Source organism: Methanobrevibacter ruminantium (genome assembly GCF_016294135.1).
In the GTDB taxonomy this organism is placed as follows: Archaea; Methanobacteriota; Methanobacteria; order Methanobacteriales; family Methanobacteriaceae; genus Methanobrevibacter; species Methanobrevibacter ruminantium_A.
Genome location: NZ_JAEDCO010000011.1, coordinates 21317 through 44177, shown reverse-complemented (window position 1 = coordinate 44177; position 22861 = coordinate 21317). Strand labels below are relative to the sequence as shown.

The 22861-nt window shown below is 32.5% G+C and carries 22 protein-coding genes; 17 read left to right on the top strand and 5 right to left on the bottom strand.

The window, feature by feature from the left end:
• Together VW161_RS04250 and VW161_RS04245 are read right to left on the bottom strand one after the other, a co-directional pair.
• A partial coding sequence (locus tag VW161_RS04250; protein ID WP_325192741.1) for a TfuA-related McrA-glycine thioamidation protein occupies nt 1–603 on the bottom strand: 603 nt, incomplete at its 3' end.
• A gap of 41 nt (nt 604–644) precedes the next feature.
• A complete protein-coding gene (locus VW161_RS04245) occupies nt 645–1898 on the bottom strand; it encodes a YcaO-related McrA-glycine thioamidation protein (RefSeq protein ID WP_304085634.1) in 1254 nt (417 codons plus the stop codon).
• A 194-nt stretch (nt 1899–2092) separates the two neighbouring features.
• Here VW161_RS04245 and VW161_RS04240 point away from each other — a divergent pair, with 194 nt between their 5' ends.
• The 9 genes from VW161_RS04240 to VW161_RS04200 all read left to right on the top strand — a co-directional run bounded on the left by VW161_RS04240 (nt 2093) and on the right by VW161_RS04200 (nt 11236).
• The gene (locus VW161_RS04240; protein ID WP_325192740.1) at nt 2093–3136 is read left to right on the top strand and encodes a M24 family metallopeptidase; all 1044 of its coding nucleotides are present in this window, start codon (nt 2093–2095) and stop codon (nt 3134–3136) included.
• A 776-nt stretch (nt 3137–3912) separates the two neighbouring features.
• Entirely contained in the window at nt 3913–4758 is an 846-nt protein-coding gene (locus VW161_RS04235; protein ID WP_304102347.1) for a type II secretion system F family protein, read from the top strand.
• Nucleotides 4759–4770: 12 nt separating this feature from the next.
• Nucleotides 4771–4992 carry a class III signal peptide-containing protein gene (locus VW161_RS04230; RefSeq protein ID WP_304085639.1) on the top strand — a complete coding sequence of 74 codons (222 nt, stop codon included), beginning with the start codon at nt 4771–4773 and terminating at the stop codon, nt 4990–4992.
• Between the two features lie 114 nt (nt 4993–5106).
• Nucleotides 5107–6522 carry a lactaldehyde dehydrogenase gene (locus tag VW161_RS04225; protein WP_304092921.1) on the top strand — a complete coding sequence of 472 codons (1416 nt, stop codon included), beginning with the start codon at nt 5107–5109 and terminating at the stop codon, nt 6520–6522.
• Between the two features lie 109 nt (nt 6523–6631).
• Nucleotides 6632–7357 carry a tRNA-binding protein gene (locus VW161_RS04220; RefSeq protein WP_325192739.1) on the top strand — a complete coding sequence of 242 codons (726 nt, stop codon included), beginning with the start codon at nt 6632–6634 and terminating at the stop codon, nt 7355–7357.
• Between the two features lie 659 nt (nt 7358–8016).
• Nucleotides 8017–8427, top strand: coding sequence for a PRC-barrel domain-containing protein (locus VW161_RS04215; RefSeq protein ID WP_304085646.1), 411 nt, complete (start codon nt 8017–8019; stop codon nt 8425–8427).
• 368 nt (nt 8428–8795) lie between these two features.
• Nucleotides 8796–9557, top strand: a complete 762-nt coding sequence (locus tag VW161_RS04210; RefSeq protein WP_304085647.1) for an aspartate dehydrogenase — start codon at nt 8796–8798, stop codon at nt 9555–9557.
• Between the two features lie 88 nt (nt 9558–9645).
• Nucleotides 9646–10404, top strand: coding sequence for a tRNA(His) guanylyltransferase Thg1 family protein (locus VW161_RS04205; RefSeq protein ID WP_304085649.1), 759 nt, complete (start codon nt 9646–9648; stop codon nt 10402–10404).
• A gap of 46 nt (nt 10405–10450) precedes the next feature.
• Nucleotides 10451–11236: a Mov34/MPN/PAD-1 family protein gene (locus VW161_RS04200; protein WP_304085651.1), complete on the top strand. Its 786-nt coding sequence runs from the start codon at nt 10451–10453 to the stop codon at nt 11234–11236.
• A gap of 160 nt (nt 11237–11396) precedes the next feature.
• On the opposite strand, the gene serA is transcribed toward VW161_RS04200, so the two are convergent.
• Nucleotides 11397–12971: a phosphoglycerate dehydrogenase gene (gene serA, locus VW161_RS04195; RefSeq protein ID WP_304085654.1), complete on the bottom strand. Its 1575-nt coding sequence runs from the start codon at nt 12969–12971 to the stop codon at nt 11397–11399.
• 367 nt (nt 12972–13338) lie between these two features.
• Here serA and VW161_RS04190 point away from each other — a divergent pair, with 367 nt between their 5' ends.
• The 6 genes from VW161_RS04190 (at nt 13339) to VW161_RS04165 (ending at nt 18073) form a co-directional block, all read left to right on the top strand.
• Nucleotides 13339–13680: a heavy metal-binding domain-containing protein gene (locus VW161_RS04190; RefSeq protein WP_292786854.1), complete on the top strand. Its 342-nt coding sequence runs from the start codon at nt 13339–13341 to the stop codon at nt 13678–13680.
• Between the two features lie 192 nt (nt 13681–13872).
• Nucleotides 13873–14499: a TetR/AcrR family transcriptional regulator gene (locus VW161_RS04185; protein ID WP_304085658.1), complete on the top strand. Its 627-nt coding sequence runs from the start codon at nt 13873–13875 to the stop codon at nt 14497–14499.
• Nucleotides 14499–15593: a radical SAM protein gene (locus VW161_RS04180; RefSeq protein WP_304102350.1), complete on the top strand. Its 1095-nt coding sequence runs from the start codon at nt 14499–14501 to the stop codon at nt 15591–15593. The genes VW161_RS04185 and VW161_RS04180 overlap by 1 nt, the downstream gene beginning before the upstream one ends.
• A gap of 178 nt (nt 15594–15771) precedes the next feature.
• Nucleotides 15772–16587, top strand: coding sequence for a hypothetical protein (locus VW161_RS04175; RefSeq protein WP_304092907.1), 816 nt, complete (start codon nt 15772–15774; stop codon nt 16585–16587).
• Nucleotides 16588–16689: 102 nt separating this feature from the next.
• A complete protein-coding gene (gene fdhD, locus VW161_RS04170; protein WP_304085664.1) occupies nt 16690–17520 on the top strand; it encodes a formate dehydrogenase accessory sulfurtransferase FdhD in 831 nt (276 codons plus the stop codon).
• A gap of 124 nt (nt 17521–17644) precedes the next feature.
• The gene (locus tag VW161_RS04165; protein ID WP_304085666.1) at nt 17645–18073 is read left to right on the top strand and encodes a nuclease; all 429 of its coding nucleotides are present in this window, start codon (nt 17645–17647) and stop codon (nt 18071–18073) included.
• Nucleotides 18074–18105: 32 nt separating this feature from the next.
• On the opposite strand, the gene VW161_RS04160 is transcribed toward VW161_RS04165, so the two are convergent.
• Together VW161_RS04160 and VW161_RS04155 are read right to left on the bottom strand one after the other, a co-directional pair.
• Nucleotides 18106–18273 carry a hypothetical protein gene (locus VW161_RS04160; protein WP_296855421.1) on the bottom strand — a complete coding sequence of 56 codons (168 nt, stop codon included), beginning with the start codon at nt 18271–18273 and terminating at the stop codon, nt 18106–18108.
• A gap of 42 nt (nt 18274–18315) precedes the next feature.
• Nucleotides 18316–19293 carry a transcriptional regulator gene (locus VW161_RS04155; protein ID WP_304092951.1) on the bottom strand — a complete coding sequence of 326 codons (978 nt, stop codon included), beginning with the start codon at nt 19291–19293 and terminating at the stop codon, nt 18316–18318.
• A 220-nt stretch (nt 19294–19513) separates the two neighbouring features.
• Between VW161_RS04155 and VW161_RS04150 the strand changes: the two genes are divergently transcribed.
• Both VW161_RS04150 and VW161_RS04145 read left to right on the top strand, forming a co-directional pair.
• Nucleotides 19514–20776, top strand: a complete 1263-nt coding sequence (locus tag VW161_RS04150) for a tRNA(Ile)(2)-agmatinylcytidine synthase (protein ID WP_304085669.1) — start codon at nt 19514–19516, stop codon at nt 20774–20776.
• 413 nt (nt 20777–21189) lie between these two features.
• A complete protein-coding gene (locus VW161_RS04145; protein WP_325192738.1) occupies nt 21190–22464 on the top strand; it encodes a DUF3100 domain-containing protein in 1275 nt (424 codons plus the stop codon).
• The last annotated feature ends 397 nt before the right edge of the window (nt 22465–22861 follow it).

The window sequence follows — 22861 nt, the reverse complement described above, 5'->3', positions numbered from 1 at the left end:
AATTGCATCCAAGTATTTGATGTCCTTCTCCTTCAATATGAAATCGATAAGCTTGGTTTTCTTTTTATCTTCCATTTCCACTTTTGAGAATATGTTTTGATAGGAACGTTTAGGGTAATAGATCTCTTTGGCAATATTGTGGATGTAATCCTTTTCCTCTTCAGTGATTATTCCTTCATTAACCGCCAAGTCCAATTTGTAGTCAACATTTACAAGAGCTTCTGAGAACGGAACTTGATTGACAGGGTCAAAACTTAAAGCCACATAGTCATCTGAAGTAATTGCTCCAGATCTGTACGCCTTGTAAACGTAACCGATTCCAATCATGCCTAAATCATCAAGTTCTGATGCTCTTAAAGCTCCCATACTGCTTCCTCCAACTACAGTTATTCCCTTATCCAATGCCTTCATGATTTCCTTATGGGCCACTGCAGGTGTATGGTGGAAAGCACCATCAATGATTCCGATTATGTCTGGCTTTTCAGATATTGCCTTTAGGATGTCTCCTCTTTTAACTGGAGGTCTATAGTCTGCATCAAGTATTGTTTTTGCTTCATCCTCCAATATGGATAATCCTAAATAAACGATGATTTTTTTAGTCATGTTAAAATCTCTTAAAATTAATGATAATTATAAATTTATTTTTAAATTAATCCTCTACGTGCTTTTCTATCATATTCCAAAGCGCGATTACCTAATCTTTCCTCATCCAATGAATAGAGCTCAGCCTTTGGAATGATCACTCTTGCAACATTGATTCCGATTTCATCTCTTGTAAGGTCAGTGTATAATATTTGATTGAATCCAACTTTCTGAACCTCTTCAATGCTTGTTTCAATATCCTTTTTGATTGAATGTGAGCTTTTGTCTTCAATATCGCCAAGATTTATGGTTTCATCTTCCCTTTGGAAGTAATGCTTATTCATTCTCTTCATGTGTTCATAACCTGATTTTCTCATGAAGTCTGCTCTGATTGTGTCTTCACGGGTACCATGGATCTGGGTTGCTCTGCTCTGTGCAACTTCAGTAAGTGCTCTAATCACTGCAACTTCAGGGTTCAAGTGGGTTCCAACACCTAAAGTTAGGAGTGCTGGATCCTTGAGGACAGTATCATCAGCGCTTGCAGCTATTGTGGTTATCTTCAAGTCTGCTGTGATGTCCATAAGCTTAATATCAATTCCTTGGCTATTGAACTTGCCTAAAAGCTCATTGATAATTTCATTGTCAATGCTGTCTTGACTTATTTCCTTCTTGTTTCTTTTTGTAAGTTCAAATATGCTCCATGCATCCCTTTCAACAACTTCAAAAATACCATGCAAGACAGATTCCTCTATGATGTTTCCGGATGCAAGACCATTTGTGTTTCCTTTAAAAATAGCTATTGGACTTGGGCTCACTTCCCTTGTAGGAATGTAAGGATGGAAAACTGCATTTGATGGGACATAGATTGTCTCTTCGCTTATGATATCTTCAGCTTCAATCCATTCAAGCCTTGAATTTTCAACATTCTCATTGCCATAATTCTTTGGCAAGAGGAGTTCTTTTGGGTCAAGCACATTTTTTTCATTCTTTATGTTATTGTATGTGTCTACAAATGTTCTTTCTCCATCGATATCCTGCCTTTCTGCAGAATACCTTTCAAATCCTTCCATCATTGCAGATGCCTTTGCCTGCTCTCTGGTAGCGCCTTTTCCTGCATAGACACTTACACTACCGGATTGTGCAGTTGGGCGGATAGCTGAAAATACTGGAATCTTGACTCTATCCAAGTCTGTAATGTCAGTCAATCTGGTTATTCCAGCGGTTCTAAGCTTTTTCTCATTTATCTCAATTGTTTCCTTCGGGTCTCTTACTCTATGAGTTCCCTTAAAGAATTTTATTGGAATATCTTCAAACATGTTTTTTATCCTTAGCTATTTTCAAAATAATTTTGAAATTGTTTTAAAATTTTAAATTTTATAATATTTATATTATGTAATTGATTATTTATAATAATTGTTATAGGTTTATTTCAATCATTCGTTTAATTTTTAAATAATAAGTGATATAAGAAAGTATAGGAGAAAACTAATAATTCAATTGAGGCTTTCAAATGCAAATTAAGGATAATGAGATTCATAATTTTCACATAAAAAACATCTTGAAAAAATTGGAAGAGAAAGACTTGGATGCCATGTTGGTGGCTAATTTCAATAATATCCATTACTTGTCAGGATACTTGTCAACAAGCTTTGCATTCATGATCATTAAGGAAAATCCAATCATATTTGTTTCTGGAATGGATATGGAAAATGCAGAAAACACATCTTCCATCGATATTGTGAAGTATGAATCATTTGATAAGATGATTGAATATCTAAAAGATGAAGGAATCAAGAGCTTAGCCATTGAATCAGACTTGACTGCAAACGTTTATGAAAAGTTCAAGGACTTCAATCTCACTATCTCCAATGCAATTTCAACTGAAAGGATGATAAAGTCTGATGATGAAATCCAAAAGATGATTAAGGCAACTGATATTGCACATAAGTCACTCCTTGAATTGGATGTCCGCTCCAAGCAGGAGAAGGGGGCAGAAGAATGGGAATGTGCATATGAATTAGGCTATCTGATGAGAAAGAATGGGGCAACCGTTGAATCATTTGATACAATATTTGCAACTGGCCCTGTATCATCATTGCCTCATTCAACTCCAAGGCAACATGTCCTTGACACACCAGTTTTAGTTGATTACGGCTGTAAGTTTGAGGGTTATTGCTCTGACACAACAAGAACTTTCATCTACACAGAAAGGCAGGAGGAAATATCCAATATAGTTCTTGAAGCTCATGACAAGGCCATTGATGCTGTTAAGGCAGGTGTAAAAGCTTGTGAAGTGGATAAGGTGGCAAGAGACATCATAACTGAATATGGTTATGGGGATAATTTCATTCACAGCACTGGCCATAGCTTAGGATTGGACATTCATGAAAATCCTTCAGTTTCCCTAAAGGATCAAACTGTTTTGGAGAACAATATGATTATAACAATTGAGCCAGGAATCTATCTTGAAGGAGAGTTTGGAGTAAGGATAGAGGATATGGTTTTAGTTGACAAAACGGGTAAACTGATTGGTAATTTGCCTCAAATATTATAATTTTTCTTTTTAATTTTCCCTAATTTTTTCAGTCAAATTTTAATTTTTTAATCTCATTATAATTTTACAAATCGCTTAATTTTTCTTATTTTTAGTTATTTTTTCATATAAATATGATAATGATTTTATTTTGAAATTTAACGGGTTTAAAATCGTTATATTTAAGTATTAATCTTTAAAAATCTATTTTTGAGTTTCACCATCTAAAAAAATCAAACGTTCTTAAAAAATTTTTAGGATGTGTTGGTTTGGAAATAAATCTTAGAACAATTTTATTGTTTCTTGAAGTTCTAATAAAATTATTTCTAATTTTTATTGAATAATCCTCTCTGTCTATAATGCCATGAAAAAAGTTAGGTTAGATTTTTTCCTTGATGGGCTTTTCCTATTTTTGAATGCTAATAAAAATTTTTAAATATCATTTTTATTAAATTATATTTATGGATTTATTGACAGATCCAAAATTTTTTAAGAACGTTGTGTTATTTGAATTCTTTTAGAATTCATTTAACATTCATTGACTTTTTTATCTAATTTAATTTTCCAATCTAATTTTAATTTTATTAAATCACTTTAATTTTATCACAGCATTATAATTTTACTTATTTTTTATTATATTCTAATTAAATTGTTTTTTTAAGTTTATAAATAAGTTAAATTTATTAATTACTTATACAAATCTATTATCAATGTTTATTGAAGATTTAATAATCAAATTATCGAATATAATAGAAAATAAAATAAACCAATCTTTTTTAATTGCCTTTCAAGAGTACTTGCTTAAGGCAGGAATATTTACATTGGCATCCCAAATATTGGCAATTATTCTAATGGTTTATATTGCATTCATCATTCTATTTTCACTAGTTTCAATAGTGTTGTCATTTAATTTGATATTTGCTTTATCTTTAGCTGTTTTCATTCCAACAATTGCATTCATTTTGATCTTGTTTTTGAAAATAGAAAAAAGGGCAAGTGAGATAGAAAACTCAATTCCAGACTTCTTAAGGCAATTGTCATCTATGCTAAAGGTTGGATTAAGTTTGGAAAATGCTTTGGTGGACATGTCTGACCATAGAAAAGGGCCATTGTATGATGAATTAAGAAGAGTTGTTGTTGAGATAAGGATGGGAAAATCTCTTGATGAATCATTTAGCAATATGGCAATGAGACTCAACTCAAAGGACCTTGAGAGAAGCTTTAAAATCATATTGAATGCCCATAAAAGCGGAGGATCCTTGTCTGAGATCATTCTTGATGTAAGTGATGACTTAAGGGCTATGCTGATATTGAAGAGGGAGAGAAAGGCAAGCGTTATGATGTCAATAATGTTTCTAATAATCGCTTCAACAATAGCCGCTCCCTTTGCCCTTGGGATGGTTGGAGTCTATTCATCCTTCATGATTGAACTTGGAAAAGGTGGATCAATTTGCGAAGTCGCACCGCTTGCTGCAGAGATTTATCTCCTCATTCATTCAATTTTGGCAGGCTTTCTAATAGCTTTGATAATGTATGGGGACTTGAAGAAAGGGCTTAGGTATTCAATTCCAATCACATGTTCTGCCTTTGCGGTATTCTATATAATCAACAACTTTGGAGCAGGATTCTTTGGATTAGTGTAATTATGTGATATTATGAGAAATATAGATTTAAATTTTCCAAGCATTTTAATTCATGACAATAAGGGTCAAGGGGCTGTTGAATTGATATTGATAATTGGAGGAATAATCGTAATCATTCTTTTGGTTGTTTCAATGTATAAATCATATATCGTTGACTTGGGGACTGAAATTGATTCAAATGAAATAAACACTTTAAACAGTTCATTTGGTGATATTGCTTCTAAATTTGAATAGTTAATTATTTTACCAAAACTTATTATTGAATAAAACAAATAGTTTATTAATTATTTGAAAATTCAAAGATTAAAGAAATAATTAAAATTAAAAAATAATTTAGGAGTCAAAATCATGAAATTCTTAATTAATGGTGAATTTATAGACAAATCAGACCATTATGATGTCATCAATCCATACAATGGAGAAATTGTGGATACTGTTCCAATAGCATATAGAAGTGATGTTGATAATGCTGTTGAAGCTGCAAATAATGCAAAGAAAGCATTGAATGAATTATCTGCAAAGGAAGTTTCAATAAACCTTCAAAATGCTTGCGAAGAGCTTGAAAAGGAAAGCAAGAACATTGCAAAACTGATTGTTGCAGAAGCTGGAAAGCCATATAAGCAAGCTATTGTTGAACTTCAAAGATCTGTGGAAACACTTCAATTTGCAGCTGAAGAGGCAAAGAGAATCTATGGTGAGTCAGTACCTATTGATGCAACTGGCTCAACTGAGACAAGATTCTTGGCATTCACTAAGAAGGTTCCTCTTGGTGTTGTTGGAGCGATTACTCCATTCAATTATCCAGTGAATTTAGCTCTACATAAGATAGCTCCAGCTATTGCAGCTAAAAACACTGTTGTTATGAAACCATCTATGGAAGCACCGCTTTCCGCTTTAAGATTGGCTGAAATAATCAATAACCATTTTCCAGATGGTGTAATAAACTCTGTAACTGGTTATGGAAGCGAAGTTGGAGATGCAATGGTGGTTTCAACTGGAGTGGACAAGATATCATTTACAGGAAGTGTAGCAACTGGATTGTTCATCTCATCAAGGGCAGGAATGAAGAAATTGACAATGGAACTTGGTGGAAACGATCCTTTAGTCATACTTGAAGATGCAGACATTGAAAAGGCAGTAAGTGCTGCAGTATCCGGTGCATTCCTATTCTCTGGTCAAGTCTGCATTGGTGTAAAGAGATTGATTCTTGACAATAGGATTGCAGATGAATTCATAGACATGTTTGTAAAGGAGGCAAGCAAGTTAAAAATGGGTAATCCTATGGATGAATCAACTGATATAGGTCCTGTAATCAATGAAAGCTCCGCCCTTAATATTGAAACCTCTGTCAATAGGGCAATTGAGGATGGTGCAGAACTCTTGCTTGGTGGAAACAGAAAAGAGTGCTTCTATGAACCAACCATCTTAGACAATGTAACTATGGATATGGATATTGTAGCTAATGAGACCTTTGGTCCAATTGCACCTATAATCAGAGTGGATGGCCTTGATGAAGCAATCAAAGAGGCAAACAATACACAATATGGCCTTCAGGCAGGAGTCTTTACAGAAAGTATCCATAGTGCCTTAAGATGTGCAAATGAAATTGATGCAGGTTCAGTTTTAATCAATAAGGAATCCACATTCAGAACCGATGCAATGCCATTTGGAGGATTCAAGTCAAGCGGTATGGGCAAGGAAGGAATCAAGTATGCAGTTGAGGATATGTGCAAGACCAAATTGATTGCATTCAATTGCAGATAATTTCCAATATTTTGATAAAGTATTAATTTAAAGAGGAATAAATTATTATTCAAGAAAAAATTAAAGTTTAAATTAATTTTTAAAATTTTTATGATTATCAAGTGATATTATGTGGGATACTGCTAAAGATTATAGAATTTTAATAGCTATGCATTCTCGTGAATTATTCCTAAGAACTGTTCAAACAGGAAGTTTTAGGGGGAATTGGAATAAGAAAGGAGCTATTGAAGAAACCAAAAGGATGGAGCCGGACTTAAAGTCATTGCTTTACTGCTATCTTGAAGGAGATACATTAGCTAATTGTGAAGATGTTGATAAGCTTGAAGAAAAAGCCAATAGGATCATTGATTTCCTTGGCGGTGAAGATTGGGCTCATAAGTTTATGAATGGAGCTCCAAAGGATGAAAGGGAAAAGACTGAAGAAAACATTGCTAAGGTCAGATTCTTCCTTGACACCATTTTAGGTCTTAGAAACAGATTCAAATTCGGACCAATTGATGATCCAATCATTGCAATTGATGTGAAGGTTGGAGAAATCATGAGTGTCAGCAAGCACCCTAATGCTGATTCCCTAATGATTTGTAATGTAAATCTTGGAAAAAGGGCTTTGAAAGTTGTTACCAATGACTTGACTGTTAAGGAAGGAAATAGAGTAGGCGTTTCATTGCTTCCTCCTGCTACATTTATGGAAATTGTTTCTGAAGGTATGTTTTTAGGAATGAACGGTAGCATCTTGAAGGATGTTCAAGGTGAATTGGGCCAAATGCCTAATGGAATACCTATGGAATCATTGAATGAAACCAAAAACATGATTACAAACTTCTTGGACAATTAACCCAAACTTTTAGACAAACTTTTAGAAAAAGTTTGATCAAAACTTTTTCACTTTTTTTTATTTTTCATTAATCTTTTCATTTTTTCATTTTTCTATTTTTTTATAATATTTTCTACCAGCTTTTCCATTTCTTCGATAATATTTTCTTAAATTCTAGTATTATCCTAACTAAATTACTTATGATATTAACATGACATTAACATTTTTTTCAAATTTCATGAAATTTTCAATGATATTATCATGATATTATCATTTTTTGGAAATTTTTGAATTTTTTCTCTAAAATTTTACTTATTTTTTCGTTTTGATATTGAAATTTTTCTATTTTTTAATTTTTAGATAATTTTTACAATTATTTTTAATTTTTATTTCAATTTTAGCAATTTTTTTAAATTTTAATAGTTATTTTTGACTTAAAAAACATAAAGTATTTATATAAGCAAATAGACATATATTATATAATAAGCTTATTTGATGTTTAAATTGTTAAATTTCATATGAATTTCTTAATAAAACTCAAAATTAAAAAATTCATATCTTTAATTATTAATTCATTATCCATAGGCTAAAATTTTTAAAAATTAAAGGATTTTGCAATGTTTTAAGTGCATTGACAACAAACATTTTTATTTGATTTATTGAGTTATAATGGTGAAAAAATGGTAGAAGTTTCAACTCTTTACGATTTGGATATATATACATTAGCAGGACAGTATGTAGGTCGAGTACACGATGTAGTTTTAAATATCAGATATGGAACTATCTCTAGACTTCAAGTAAAAGCTTTAGAACCTGAAAGAAAAAGTGCAGGGTTCAGAGATATCTTTAGAGGTGGATTCCAGTTCGTACCTGAAGAAGAAGTAGGCAGAACCTTCCAAGAAGGCTTACTTAACATTGAGTTTGACAGAGTAACTGCTATTGGCGACATTATGTTAATTGATCCTCAAGACTTAAAAAGACCAAAACCTCCAGTAGCTGGAGAAGAAATGTCTATTCGCCCAAGACCAGAGCCTGTTAGAGCAGCTCCGGCAGAAGCTCCTGTAGAATCTCCTATACCAAAAGCACAATAGTTCTTTAACTAAATATGTTTTTAATCTTTGAGATTTTTACCATATCCTTTGATTACTAGCCTATTTTTTCTAAATGTAATTTCAGATTAATTAACATATTTAATTTATTTTCTCTTTTTTTCAATTTTTTTCATGAAGCAATTTTCATCATTTTCTTGTTATTATCAATGTTATTAACAATTTATAATAAATGGTTAAATTTTTTAATTTTTCATTTTTAATCAAAATTTAAACACTTAACTATATTCAATAGGATAGTTTTTTATTTAATAAAGAATAATTATAATTAAGGAAAATTTATTTAAATTAATTTAAATTAATTTTATACATTCAAAAAATTTTCAATTTTTCATATTTGAGGTGAACTGATGATTGTAGGTATTGTAGGATGTGGGGCTATAGCCAATACTATAGTAAATGAATTCATGTCTGATAGTGGAATACAAATTAAATATTTCTATGATACAGACATAGAACGGGCAGAAAATCTTGCACAGATTGCAAATGGTGTTGCTGTTTTAAGATTGGAAGATATGTTGGATGACGTTGATTTGATTTTGGAATCAGCTTCTCCAATTGCATTAAAGATCATTGCATTGGATATCCTTGAAAGAGGTGTTGATCTTATGGTAATGAGTGTAGGTGCATTGATGGATAATGAATTCAGAAACAAGGTTAGAAAAACTGCAGAAGACAATAATGCTAAAGTGTATGCTCCTTCAGGTGCTATAGTTGGCTTGGATGGTATCAAGGCGGCATCCATAGGCAAGATTACAGAAGCTTCATTGACTACAAGAAAAGCGCCTAAATCTTTAGGAAGGGAAGTTGAAGAGGAAGAGGTTCTATTTGAAGGAAAAGCTTCAGAAGCTGTTGAGAAATTCCCAGTGAATATCAATGTTGCAGCATCCTTAAGCATTGCATGCAATATGGATATTGATGTAAAGATAATAGTGGATCCAAAAGTGGAGAGGAATGTTCATGAGGTTGTAGTTAAAGGTGACTTCGGCGAATTCAGAACAAGCTCTGAAAACTATCCATTTGCTGCAAACCCAAAAACAAGCATGTTAGCTGCATTTTCAGCTATTAAGCTCTTAAAGAGTTTTGGTGAATGTTTCTCTGTAGGAACATAATTTAAATTTAATATATTTAATTAAAATCAATTTAATTTTTTCAAAATCATGTATTGTATAATGAAATAACTAGAATTTAGGTGATTAGATGAAGGATTATGAGATTTATTCAACTATGAAGGTTCCAAAGAACTCCAATATCATCATACGTTTAGATGGTCGCAAGTTTCATAGTTTATCAAAGGCATTAGATCTTGTAAAGCCTTATGATGAAAACTTCTATAAGATAATCACAAATGTTTGCCTCGACATATTCAATCAGTTTGCACCTAAATTCATTTATGCATTTTCAGATGAAATCAGCATACTTTTGGATGAGATTCCATTTTCAGGCAGAGTTGAGAAGATCAATTCTGTATTCGCTTCACTGGCTTCAAGTTCCTTTACATATAATTTATTAAACGATTATTCTAATGAATTTGATTTAGATAACCTATCAGATAATGAAAGGAATATTGTATTTCCTATTTCATTTGATTCAAGAATCATTCCAATCGATGATGCATCTATATCTGACTACTTCAAATGGAGACAAGATGAATGTTGGAGAAATTGCATCAATGGATATGGCATCTGGGCACTGAAAAAGGAATACGATAGTGAAGAAGCAAATGAGAAAATTAATGGATTGAAATCTAATGAAATCCATGACATGCTATTTGAGAGAGGAATAAATCTCAATGATGTGGAAACCTGGAAGAAAAGAGGAATAGGAGTTTATAAGAGATCTTGGGAAATTGAAGGATTCAATCCTAAAAAACAGGAAAAAACAGTCTCAACAAGGTCTGAAGTCTTTGTTGATTATGATTTGGATATCTTTAATCAAGAGTTCTTTGAAAAATTATAACTTTCAATTATTATGCTAACTATTTTTTATTTTTAAAAGTGATATTATGGGATTTGAAGATTTAGTCTCAAAAATGAACCGGAGAAATCAATTCAAGAAGGTCTGTGTAGACCAGGGAGTGATCGATTCTGTAGTGTTCTATTCTAAAAAATCATATCCCAATGAATTTTTAGCCATGCTTGATGGACACGTTAAGGATAATGTTCTATATATCACTGGACTTTTGTTCCTGCCTGGTGAAAGGTCCCATACAAGCGCAAGCTTTAACGATTGGATGATTCCACCTAATCAGAAAAAATGGGGTTCTGTACATTCCCATCCAGGAAACAATGCAAATCCGTCACATGCAGATTTAATGACATTTTCAAAGCATGGGCCATTCCATATTATTGTCTGTGAACCGTACAGCTTAGAGACTATGAAAGCTTATAATGCTTATGGAGAGCCAGTTGGATTTGAAGTTGGAAACTTTAGGGATGAGAATAAGGATTTGATGCTTGAGGACTTAAAGCAAATCAAAGAGGAAATTGATGAAATGGATGGTGAGGATCTAAGTCCTTCATTCTTTGATTTGGATAAGGACTTGTCATATTTTGATGATGATAAGGAAAAGACCAATAAGTATTCTCATGAATTTGACGAATCTTATGATCCATATAACATATCCGATGAGGATTTGGGAGCTATTGACTTGAATCCAACTGTTGTTGAAATAGGTGGAGAGAGAATCAATGGTCAAAGTCCTAAATTAGGTCTTGTCATTGAATTTAGAGATGGAAAGCCTATTTTAAAAGGAGTTTCAAATAAATTCCTCGAAGATGAGGATGAGTAAATCCAAGTTAAAAAAAGAATATTTTGTCTCCAATTCATTAGTTTTTTTTTTAAAAAGAGAATAAGATTATATTTGCTATTTCTAAAATTTAAAAAAAGAAAAAAAGAAAAAAAGATTAGAATTCAATGAATTCTAATTAAACTGTTTTTTAACATTCCACTTAAAGAATTAAGCTGGTTGCATCATAAACGTTTTCTAATTGTTTAATCTCTTCAACAGCTTCTTTGGTAGCAGGCTCATCTAAAGTGAGAATCATAATAGCTTCTCCGCCAGAGGAGTCTCTTCCAACTTGCATGATACCAATGTTGATGTTCTGTTCACCAAACTTAGTACCGATTGCACCGATACTTCCAGGAATGTCTTTGTATTTTGCAATAAACATGTTTCCTTCAGGTTTTACATCTACCCAGTAGCCATTGACCTTAATGATCTTAGGTTCGTGCAAGTAGGTACCGTCTGCAGACATTTGGCCTGCTTTGGTTTTTGCAGTAACCTTAATCATGGTTTCGTATCCTTCGCTGTCATCGCTTACAGCTTCAGTGATGCTGATTCCTCTTGCTTTTGCAACAGAGGTTGCGTTTACAGCATTAACTGCAGTTTCAGTAATTGGGTTTAAGATACCTTGCAAGATGGTTCTTGTGAACAATTCCCTATTTGGAACTTTAGCGATTTCACCTTTGTAAGTGATTTCCAATTTTTTGATAGGGCTGCTTGCAGATTGTGAAATGAAGCTTCCTAATTTTTCACAAAGCTCTAGGTAATTGTTGGTTTCTTCAAATTCGCTGTTGTTCATACGAGGCATGTTGATTACGTTTTTAGGCATGCCCCCCTTGAATAAGGTAATTACTTCATTTGCTACGATGATAGCTGCATCCCTTTGAGCCTCTTTAGTGGATGCTGCAATGTGAGGAGTACATACGATATTGTCCAATTCGAACAATTTGTTTTCTTTTGCAGGTTCCTCTTCATATACGTCAAGACCTGCTCCGAGGATTTCTCCATTTACCAATGCATCATATAATGCATCTTCGTCAATGATTCCTCCACGTGCACAGTTAAAGATAAGTGCAGTGTCTTTCATCATCTTGAATTGTTCAGTTGAAATTGAGTGTTCAGTTTCAGGAGTGAGTGGAACGTGAATGGTAATTACATCTGCTCTGGTTAATACATCTTCAATGTTTTCGTATAATTCAACGCCCATGTTTTTAGCTACTTCAGGAGGTAAATATGGGTCGTATGCAATGGCATCCATTTCAAATGCCTTACATCTGTTTACAACTTGGGATCCGATTCTTCCCATACCGATTACACCAAGGGTCTTGTTTCTAAGTTCCATACCCATAAATGCTTTTTTCTCCCATTTTCCAGCTTTGGTTGATTTATCAGCAATAGCTATTTTACGGATGGTGCTTAAGATGAGCCCCATTGTGTGTTCTGCTACAGTGATAGAAGTAGATTCAGGCGCATTTACTACCATAATACCTTTTTGGGTAGCTGCATTCACATCAACGTTGTCTACACCTACACCTGCTCTTGCAATGATCTTAAGATTGTCTGCCTTTTCAATGACTTCAGCAGGCAATTTGGTTCTGCTTCTTATAAGGATAGCATCATATTCACCAATGGTTTCAAGTAACTCTTCAGGTGTGATGCTAGTATCCACTACAACTTCACAAACTTCTTTTAAGTTTTCAATACCTTTTTCATTTATTGCATCTGCGACTAATGCCTTCATTATTTCACCGTTTTTTATTTGAAATAAATTATGTAATTTTAATATATTGATTGAGATTAAAATTAATGATAATTATAAAGGTACTTCGTATATATAGTAAATCTAGTTTTTGGATAATTTATTTTATGGGAATTCATACGAAGTACCTTATAATATATTATGTATTGTTTACATAATATTTAAAACATTTGTAAACTAGGTTCATTTTCATTTGTATTTTTTCCAATTATTCATGTGTTTTTTCATTCATTTTAATTTACTTCAAATCTCAGCATTCAAATTTCATTTAATAAGATTTATATATTTAATGACTCTATATTATTATAGTTAACTTAGGTTAATTCTAGAAAAAAATGTGAGGTTAAAAATGGTAAGTATTGAAGAATTTCCAATTGCAAGTTCAGATCATATTCCTGGATACAAAATTGTAGAAGAAAAAGGATTCGTATACGGCTTGACCGTACGTGCACGTGGTATTGGTGGAGACATTGGTGCAGGATTAAAAGGATTGTTAGGTGGAGAAATCAAGCAATACGTTTCAATGATGGAAGAGTCCAGAGATGAATCAATTAATCGTTGCATTCAACACGCTAAGGAATTAGGTGCAAATGCAATCATCACCATGAGGATGGATTCAGACAGCATTTCCCAAAACATGCAAGAAGTTTTAGCATATGGTACTGCTGTTGTAATTGAAAAAGAGGATTAATTCTCTTTTATCTTTTTATTTTTTAAAATTCTTTAACTATTTTCTATAATTATTTAACTATTTTCTATAATTATTTAACTATTTTTTATAATTCTTTAACTTTTTTCATCTTTTCTTAAAGCTTTTTTTAAATCATTAACTTTATAAGTAATCACTTCATAATATATAACTACCGAACGGTAGGTAGGTAATATGAACACTAAAGAAAAGATATTTGATGTGTCTTTAGATCTGTTTTCAAAAAAAGGGTATGATTCTGTTTCACTTAGAGAGATTGCAGATGAAGTGGGTATTAGGAAAAGTTCAATATACAGTCACTATTCATCTAAAGAAGCGATATTAATGGATATATTTAATTACTTAAGAAACCTTTTTGAATATGATGAATTGCTGAATAATGGAGACTTGAACTTGACTGCAGACAATGAAATTTTAATCAAAAACCCGGAACTGTTCTATCATAGGGGTTCTGAAGCCATCAAGGTAATGTTCAGTGAGGAGAGAAATCTAAAGATTTGGAAATTGATCTTTATACAGATGAATCATAATGATAAGATAAGGCTCTTTTTCCAGAATGAGATTCTTGTCAAGCCATTGATATTTTGGAAAGGATTCTTCAGTATCTTAAAGGAAAATGGTATTATTAGAGAAGATTGCAATCCTGAACTTTTGGCTAAGGAATATTATAGTTTTCCAATTTATTTGCTTCTTGAAATATGTGCAAAATATGATGACATTCCAGAAAGTACATTAGAAAATTTCTTTGAGGAAGCGGAAGAGCATGCAAACTTCCTATTGGATTGTGTGAAGGTGAAATGATGGTTGAGGATAATTTTAATTTAGAGGAATATCTTGCTGAAGGAGCAGAAATAATTGTTAAGGACGCGATTAAAGCTACTTTCAGGAATCCTAAGGAAAGCTTGTTTCTTGCTAAGTTTGCAAAGCATACAAGAAAGGCTACTGCAATTAGAGATAGCTATAGCAAGGATGGTAAGCATATTCCTATTTTCTTAATTGCAAGCATTACAAGCAGTTGCAATTTGCATTGCACTGGATGCTATTCAAGAGCGAATGATGCATGCAATGATGATGAACCTTTAAACCAATTAAGTGGTGATGAATGGGAAGATATCTTCGCTCAAGCAAAAGACCTTGGAATTAGCTTTATTGTTCTTGCTGGCGGAGAGCCAATGATAAGAGAGGATGTTATCATAAAAGCAAGCAATTTTCCAGAGATTCTATTCCCAATATTTACAAATGGGACATTGTTGAATAATGATTATTTAAGATTATTTGATGGAAACAGAAATCTTGTTCCTATATTTTCCATTGAAGGAGACGAAGAGATAACTGATCTAAGAAGAGGAGAAGGAGTTTACAATCAGCTATTGAATTCAATGGAATTGATGAGAAAGAACAATCTTATATTTGGGTCTTCTCTTACCTTTACAAAAGGCAATCTATCCAATTTGCTCTCAAGGGATTATATCAATCAGCTAAGGGATTTTGGATGCAAAGTGATATTTTTCATTGAATATGTTCCAGTAAATGAGGAAACAATAGAACTTGCTCCTGGTGATGATGAGAGAGATTTGCTATTGGATGAGCTTGAACTTCTTAGAAAAGAGTATGATGATATGTTGTTCTTATCATTTCCTGGCGATGAAAAGACCTCTGGAGGCTGTTTAGCAGCAGGAAGAGGATTTTTCCATATAAATTCCCATGGTGGTGCTGAACCGTGTCCTGCTTCACCGTATTCTGATATTAATGTTAGAGATTCCTCTCTTCTTGAAGCATTGGATTCCAAATTGTTCAAGTCTCTTCGTGATGGTGGTATCCTTTTGGATGACCATGAAGGAGGCTGTGTATTGTTTGAACACAAGGATGAAGTGGAAAGAATTTTAAATGAATGATTTCAACTTTTTAACTTATTATCCTTTTCTTTTTTTAATCTATTTTTTCTCTATTTTTAACTATTTTTCGATAAATATAATAATTATTTAAATTAAATTTTTATTTAGATTTAAAATTATTTTAGAATTAATGAAATCATATATTTATAAAAATTTTTATTCAATTTCAATTTAGGTCGTGTTTATTATTTTTAATGAAGATTTAGAATTTAAAGGAAAATCAATCCCTCGTGTAGTTTTGGGAAATGCTCCATTTTTAGCTGATGCCTATTTTGGCCATAGGACTCGCTTATATAATTTAGATTTGCTTAGAAACCCAAACAATGTTAGCAAGATAATCGAAAAGTCATATGAATGTGGTGTAAAGTCCATCAACTTGGCAAACAAGGAAAATCTCTTGAAGGCATTCAAAATAGCTTGTGACAATGGAGTTGAAATGCAATCTGTTTCCACAATCGGAAAGACAGAAATGGATTATGTATTCCCTAATTATGAACAGGCAAAGATGGAAGCTACTTGGAAGGAAGACATTGAAAATTTGGCACAGTTTGATAACTCTGTGATGCTTGTTGATGAGTTCTTGGTTGATACCTATGATTGGGATTTCATAACTGAGATATTGGATGAGATCAATGGTGCAGGTGTTCCAGCAGGAATAATCACATCTTTCCCATTCAAAACAAGTGGAGAACTAATTGATTCCCCTATTCTTGAAGATAAAAGCCTTTTTGACTTCTATATGATTCCAGTAAACAAGCTTGGATACATGATGGACATTCCAGATTTCAGGTCTGATAAGCAGGATGAATTGAAAGGAATGCTTGATAAAATTGATAAGAAGATTATCATCAATAAGATTCTTGCTGTCGGAATCCAAAGACCGAAGGAGGCTTTCAATTTCCTGAATACATTGGATTTTGCCGATATGGTCACTGTTGGAATTGCAAGTGAAAGAGAGGCAGAGGAAACATTCGACATTTTAAATAAGATTTAATATAAATTTATAAATATAACTATTGTTATAAATTATATTGGGAATAAAAAATAACTGAAATTAAGATAATTATTTATATTTTATTTGTTTAAGGTGAGGAATATGGAGTTCATTAAGAAAATCCCTGCAATCAGATGGGAAAATGGAAAGTATGAGCATGTTGAGGAAGAAACTGTTGAGGATGAAAACATATATTTCTATATAGACTTCCTCCAGCCACGTAAATTTTCCACATATCCTGCAGATTTGGATGATTTCGCCGTCGGATATTGCTTAGGTGATGGATTGGTAAAATCTGTTGATGAGATTGAGAGCATTGAAGTTGATGACAAGAAGGTAATCATCAAAACTGTCCATATGCACACTCCGGAAATGGACCTTGAAAGTGATGATTTGGTTCAGGAAAAGGAAGGCGGAGCTAAACATGCCTGTGCCTGCAGACTTTTGGAATATCAGGGGGTAATGTCAGATAGTGCGGGAGGATGGAGAACTGAACTTAAATCAATTGAACCGATAGAATCTGACTTGGTAGTAAATGCAACTGAAATAATTGAAAACATGAAAAGGCTCACAGCTAAGGCGGAAATTTGGCAAGAGACGGGTAGTGTTCATGTTGCACAATTGGTTTATGGGGACCAGTTCATTACCCGTGAAGATGTAAGCCGGCATGTGGCAGTTGATAAGGTAATCGGTGCAGCAGCTAAAGCAGGATTTGACTTATCCAAATGTTATGTGTGCTATAGTGGAAGAATGCCTGCAGATATGCTAATAAAAGTCGTTAGGGTAGGTATTCCTATATTGGTTTCAAATGCAGCTCCTGCAGGATCAGGTTATGACATTGCAGAAAAGGGAAACATCACTATGGTTGGTTTTGTACGTGGTGACAGATTTAACCTTTACACTGCAACAGAAAGAATCAATTTGGATAAATGATTCTTTTTATATTTTTTTAATCAATAATATAACTATTGTTATAATTTTATTATTTATAAAAATTATTTCCAAATATTAATTTTTAATTTTTAATTTTTAATTACTCAATTAAAAAGTGATTTTTATGTCAAATGAAAGTCAAAATAAGGTTTATAATCTTCTTATAAGCAAAGGGATTGATTCCTACAATGAATATGAATTCTACAAGGAAAGGATAAACAGTCAAAAGGAGTTCAAATGGGATGAATACAATACTCAAGATGATGAGTTGAATGATGAATTATTTGAAAAAATAGATATAATTGTGTTGCTTTATGGCCTTTATCATCAAAATAAGGAAATATGTGATGAATTGATTGATAAATCACAGGAATATGATATTCCATTGCTTTTTGTTCGCTCATTTGGTGTGGAATATGTTGTGGAAGAAATAGTTGAAAAGGCCGATGCTGTAGTTGGCTGGAATCCACATTGCATTATAGATGCAATTCAAACCTTGGTAAAAGGTGAAGAAGAGTGGATCAAGCCATGTGACATTGAAGAGGAATCTTAAATTCCTCATTTGCTTCTTCTTTTCTTAAATATTTATTTTCTAATCTTTTCAACATAGATATTGATTAGAATTACGATGATTGCAAGAATTCCCAATCCTAAAATGATTGGATTGACAATTCCAACATAAAAAGTCAATATAATAGCTAATATCAATGCAATAATAAGAATGATCATTCCTCTATTTTTTTGAAAATCCATATTTTCACCTAATAATAATTTTAATTCAAATAAAAAATTTTATTAATTGTTTCTTCTTTCTCTAATCAACCTTAAGAACTCTTTAGAATTCTCGACCTCTTTCATTTCCCATGACTTGATAACTGGAATTCCATCAATTGAATCCTTGATCTTATCATCTTTAAGCACAAAGAATGAATCTGAAGAGGTTACAAGAGAAAGGTCATTTAAGCTGATTGCCATCTTCTTCAATGTTTTTGTATTCTGCTCATCCTGAACATTAAGATTTGCTATAAGTGGAGTTTGTTCTTTCTTTCTGGTAGCTATTTCAGCTTTAGCAAGTGCATCAAATGGACTCTTATTGGTTGAAACCACACCAAAACCTAATTTTGCCAAGTTTTGAGCATTTGTTCCTTGGGTCTGATTTAGACTGCTTGTATCTGCCTTTAGCTTAATGTCTTCCTGATACGGTTCAAAAAGGTCGATGTCAAGGGTAATTTTGGTATTCAAGATTTCTTCAAGGAGCATTGCAGTTTCAGTGTTTGCTCTCACCATTCCATTTTCATACTTGTACATTGTAGCTCTTGAAACATGTGCCAAATCAGCCAAATCCTTCAAAGATAAGTTGTATTCTTCTCTGTATTCCTTTAGAACATTCCCATTGATTTGAACATAATATCCGCCACGGTCTGCAAGAATTTCAGGATATTCGTCATAGACAATCATGTTCTTTAAGGTTTCAAGGCCAATTGCAGGAAGCCCATGTCTTTCATAGACAACATCCTCTTCCAAAATATGGTTTTTGGATTTCACTCCTACAATGATTGGACTGGCTAAGAAAACATTGGAGATCTGCCTAATCTCTTCTACATGAGATTCATTTATACTATCGATATTCACGAGGACTTTTAAAAGTAGAATTAGCAATTTCTTACGAGCCACTATATCAAAGCAGCTTTGTTCATAAATGTTTGATGTTTCAAAGCCCTCTTTGTTTAGCAGTTGATAAACTTCTCGTATTAATTGATTCCTATTTGTTATTGCCATAGGATTGCCTCGTATAAATTCAGTTTGATTTCTGATAATTTTTTGATAGTATTTTTAGATAGAATTTATTAATTAGTTTCAATAAACCTTAATAATATTATTATCTTTTAAGATTAATATAAAATTGACTATTTAATTTTCTAGATTTTTGATTATTAATAGTTAATCTTTAATTGCTTAACTAAATTTTTTAATTAATCATAGTGGAATTTCAGTGATTTATATGGATTATTTTTATATTGGAATTGATGATACAGACTCTCCAGATGGAATGTGCACAACATTTCTCGCATCCACTATCCTAAACGAATTCAGGGACAATGGTATAAAGATTATTGGCCATCCAAGATTGATTCGTCTAAACCCTTTTGCAAGATTCAAGACAAGGGGAAATGGAGGAGTGTCATTCAAATTGAGTATGGATCAAAACATTGCTTTGGCAAAGGAAATTGTCCTTAAGTATGTATCAGAGCTTTCAATGTTTGATTGTGACAATACTAATCCTGGAGTTGTATTCTACCAAGGTCAAATCACTGAAGAGATGATTGACTACGCCTTTAAGGCAATCTATTCCATCATAACTATTGAAGAGGCAGAGGAATTTGCAAATCATATTGGCGCTGAAATCCATAAGTTCAAGAAAGGAAGAGGGATAATCGGTTCCATTGCAGCTATTTCATGTCCTCTTGAAGACTATACATATGAACTATTGGCATATAGGCATCCATCAAGATATGGTACAAAAAGAAATATTGATTATGATTCTGTTGTTGAAATGGACAAGGAAACTTATCCGGAAACCTTTGAAAACATAGATGGCAAGTATTTGGCTATTGAACCTAAAACTCCATGCCCTGTTCTTTATGGTATCAGATCCAACAGTCCTGAAGTTCTAGAGACTGCAAGGGATATTGTAATACCAAATGAAGAGATTGTGGATTCATGCATTTTCAAGACAAATCAGCATACTGACATGCACATTCAAAATGCAAATTCAATTAGTGAGCTTAAACAGTATTCCTGCTATAAGATAAAAGGTTTTGTCAAGGACAAGCCACATATAATTGAAGGAGGACACATGTTCTTCACTTTATATGATGGATCAGGAGAAATTGAATGTGGTGCATATGAACCAACCAAGAACTTTAGAAAAACTGTAGCAAAATTGAGAGCTGGAGATGAGATAGAGCTTTACGGTGGAATAGGGGAACAGAACACTTTCAACATTGAAAAGTTCCAAGTCATAAATCTAAATGAATTCATCTATAGGAATCCTATTTGTGAATGTGGAAAAAGAATGACTTCTGCAGGAAAAGGAAAAGGATTCAAGTGCAAAAGCTGTGGCAAAAGAGTAGATTCAGATGAAAAAATAGCTGAAAAGGTTGAAAGATCCTTAATCAATGGCAAATTCTATGAAACTCCAGTCTCAGCTAGACGTCATTTGGCCAAGCCTTTGATTCGCATGAATTTGGAATAATCATTTTTTTTAAGTTTCTTTTTTTTTAAACAATTTTTTTATTTAAATATCATTTTCTTCATTTTTAAATACTTATTCTTAAGTTTCATTTAATTTAGTTACATAATATTTGTCATTATTTAATCTAGTTGCATGATATTTATCAAGTAATTGTTTAACCTAGTTGCATGACATTTATCATTATTTGTCACTATTATTCATTATTTATCATTTTTGAGGATAAAATAGATTAGTTTATAAGTAATAAACTAAAAACTTAAATTTAAGAATGTATTTTTATTTTTGAAAAAATTTTTCATATTACAATTAGGAGTGGTTTTATTACTGATCAATCGTCACACCCATTTAGGGAAAAAACTGATAGGGCAATTAAGAAGAGACCTCCATGGAAGGAATATAATTTACATATTGTAGTGTTTATTTTAGTTATTATCTCAATGTTCATTGGAGTGAAAGAGATTAAGATAACCGATACTATCAGTATTTTGCTATTACCTTTAATCTATGCTTTGGTTATGGGATTATGTCTTTATTTGGCCAAACCTATCAAATTTGTTGGGTCTAAGCAATCTAAGGTGGCTGAAGGGGCTATGGTTTTATTCATTGGTGTTCTGATTGCTAAATTGGCTATTTCAAGTGGACAATCTATTAATATTATTTTTAAGGTAGGTCCTGCTTTGATTTTACAGCTTTTAGGTGATTTAGGTACTCTTATAGCGTTGCCTGTTGCTTTGCTTTTAGGTTTTAGAAGGGAAGTTATTGGTATGGCAAGTTCCATTTGCCGTGAACCTAACTTAGGTGTTATCATTGACAAATACGGTTTCAAATCCCCCGAGACTCGTGGAGTTTTGGCTATTTTCGTAATTGGATCAATTATAGGTACTCCTTATATCAGTTTCCTCTCAAGCATATGTGTTTCCCTCATACCATTCCATCCATATGCATTTGCAATGGCATCTGGTATAGGTAGTGCAAGTATGAATGCTGCAGCATTGGTTCCATTAGTGCATTCGTACCCAGCTATGGCCACTCAACTTGAGGCATTTGCAGGATGCAGTAATATTCTTTCATTCTGTTTAGGAATTTACATGTGTATTTTCATTTCATTGCCTATTGCAGAAAGATTGTATAAATGGCTTTCTCCAATTATAGGTAAAGACGATGAGATTACTATTGATGATGAATATGCCATTGAAGGGGTAAAGGATGATAAGTATGCTGCTTCAGAGGATTTAAGTTCAGGTAAGCTTAAAAGATGGGCTACATTCCTTGTTATATTTTCATTTATTGTGGCTATTGGAAATTTTGTAGGTTATAAAACCCCAATAAGTGATGTATTCATTGGAATGCTCTTGATTTCACTCATTACAATTATAGGTATGGCTCTTGAGAGAGTTATTCCATGGAATATCCAATCAATTATTTACATAAGTTTAATTGGTATTATAGTGGCTATTCCTGGTGTTCCAACTGCTGATTTTATAGTTCATTATGTTTCTCAAATTGAATTGACTACAATATGCACTGCATTTTTAGCATATGTAGGTATTGCAATCGGTAACGATTGGGAAGAGTTCAAGAAGATCGGTTGGAAAGGAATCATTGTTGCCATGATTGTAATCACTGGAACTTACCTTGGCTCTGCAAGCATTGCAGATGTAGTTTTATTATTAACAGGTATGATTTAAGAAGTTCATCTTAAAATCATCTATTTGTTTTCTTTTTTAATTTTAATTAATTATTTTTTAATTTTTCTCATTGATTATCTTCTTTTTTAATTTTAATTAATTATTTTTTAATTTTTCTCATTGATTATCTTCTTTTTTAATTTTAATTAATTATTTTTTAATAATAATTAATCGTTATTTTTTAAAATTTTAATAATCAGTCTATTTTTTACCAGGTTTTATAATTTTTAAGGATTAGATAGATTAGTTTATAAATAATAAATTAAAGATTAATATTTGTAAAATTTAGTTTACTATGTGAAGTTTTTAATGTATTGTATCAAGGTGTGATTTTATCACTGATAGTCAACAACATCCATTTAGGGAAAAAACTGATAGGGCAATTAAGAAGAGGCCT

What these genes read in the sequence shown, in the direction of transcription:
- VW161_RS04245 (WP_304085634.1), bottom strand. Translation starts at nt 1,898, where the DNA reads ATGTTTGAAGATATTCCAATAAAATTCTTTAAGGGAACTCATAGAGTA.
- VW161_RS04240 (WP_325192740.1), top strand. Translation starts at nt 2,093, where the DNA reads ATGCAAATTAAGGATAATGAGATTCATAATTTTCACATAAAAAACATC.
- VW161_RS04230 (WP_304085639.1), top strand. Translation starts at nt 4,771, where the DNA reads ATGAGAAATATAGATTTAAATTTTCCAAGCATTTTAATTCATGACAAT.
- VW161_RS04225 (WP_304092921.1), top strand. Translation starts at nt 5,107, where the DNA reads ATGAAATTCTTAATTAATGGTGAATTTATAGACAAATCAGACCATTAT.
- VW161_RS04220 (WP_325192739.1), top strand. Translation starts at nt 6,632, where the DNA reads ATGTGGGATACTGCTAAAGATTATAGAATTTTAATAGCTATGCATTCT.
- VW161_RS04215 (WP_304085646.1), top strand. Translation starts at nt 8,017, where the DNA reads ATGGTAGAAGTTTCAACTCTTTACGATTTGGATATATATACATTAGCA.
- VW161_RS04210 (WP_304085647.1), top strand. Translation starts at nt 8,796, where the DNA reads ATGATTGTAGGTATTGTAGGATGTGGGGCTATAGCCAATACTATAGTA.
- VW161_RS04205 (WP_304085649.1), top strand. Translation starts at nt 9,646, where the DNA reads ATGAAGGATTATGAGATTTATTCAACTATGAAGGTTCCAAAGAACTCC.
- VW161_RS04200 (WP_304085651.1), top strand. Translation starts at nt 10,451, where the DNA reads ATGGGATTTGAAGATTTAGTCTCAAAAATGAACCGGAGAAATCAATTC.
- serA (WP_304085654.1), bottom strand. Translation starts at nt 12,971, where the DNA reads ATGAAGGCATTAGTCGCAGATGCAATAAATGAAAAAGGTATTGAAAAC.
- VW161_RS04190 (WP_292786854.1), top strand. Translation starts at nt 13,339, where the DNA reads ATGGTAAGTATTGAAGAATTTCCAATTGCAAGTTCAGATCATATTCCT.
- VW161_RS04185 (WP_304085658.1), top strand. Translation starts at nt 13,873, where the DNA reads ATGAACACTAAAGAAAAGATATTTGATGTGTCTTTAGATCTGTTTTCA.
- VW161_RS04180 (WP_304102350.1), top strand. Translation starts at nt 14,499, where the DNA reads ATGGTTGAGGATAATTTTAATTTAGAGGAATATCTTGCTGAAGGAGCA.
- fdhD (WP_304085664.1), top strand. Translation starts at nt 16,690, where the DNA reads ATGGAGTTCATTAAGAAAATCCCTGCAATCAGATGGGAAAATGGAAAG.
- VW161_RS04165 (WP_304085666.1), top strand. Translation starts at nt 17,645, where the DNA reads ATGTCAAATGAAAGTCAAAATAAGGTTTATAATCTTCTTATAAGCAAA.
- VW161_RS04160 (WP_296855421.1), bottom strand. Translation starts at nt 18,273, where the DNA reads ATGGATTTTCAAAAAAATAGAGGAATGATCATTCTTATTATTGCATTG.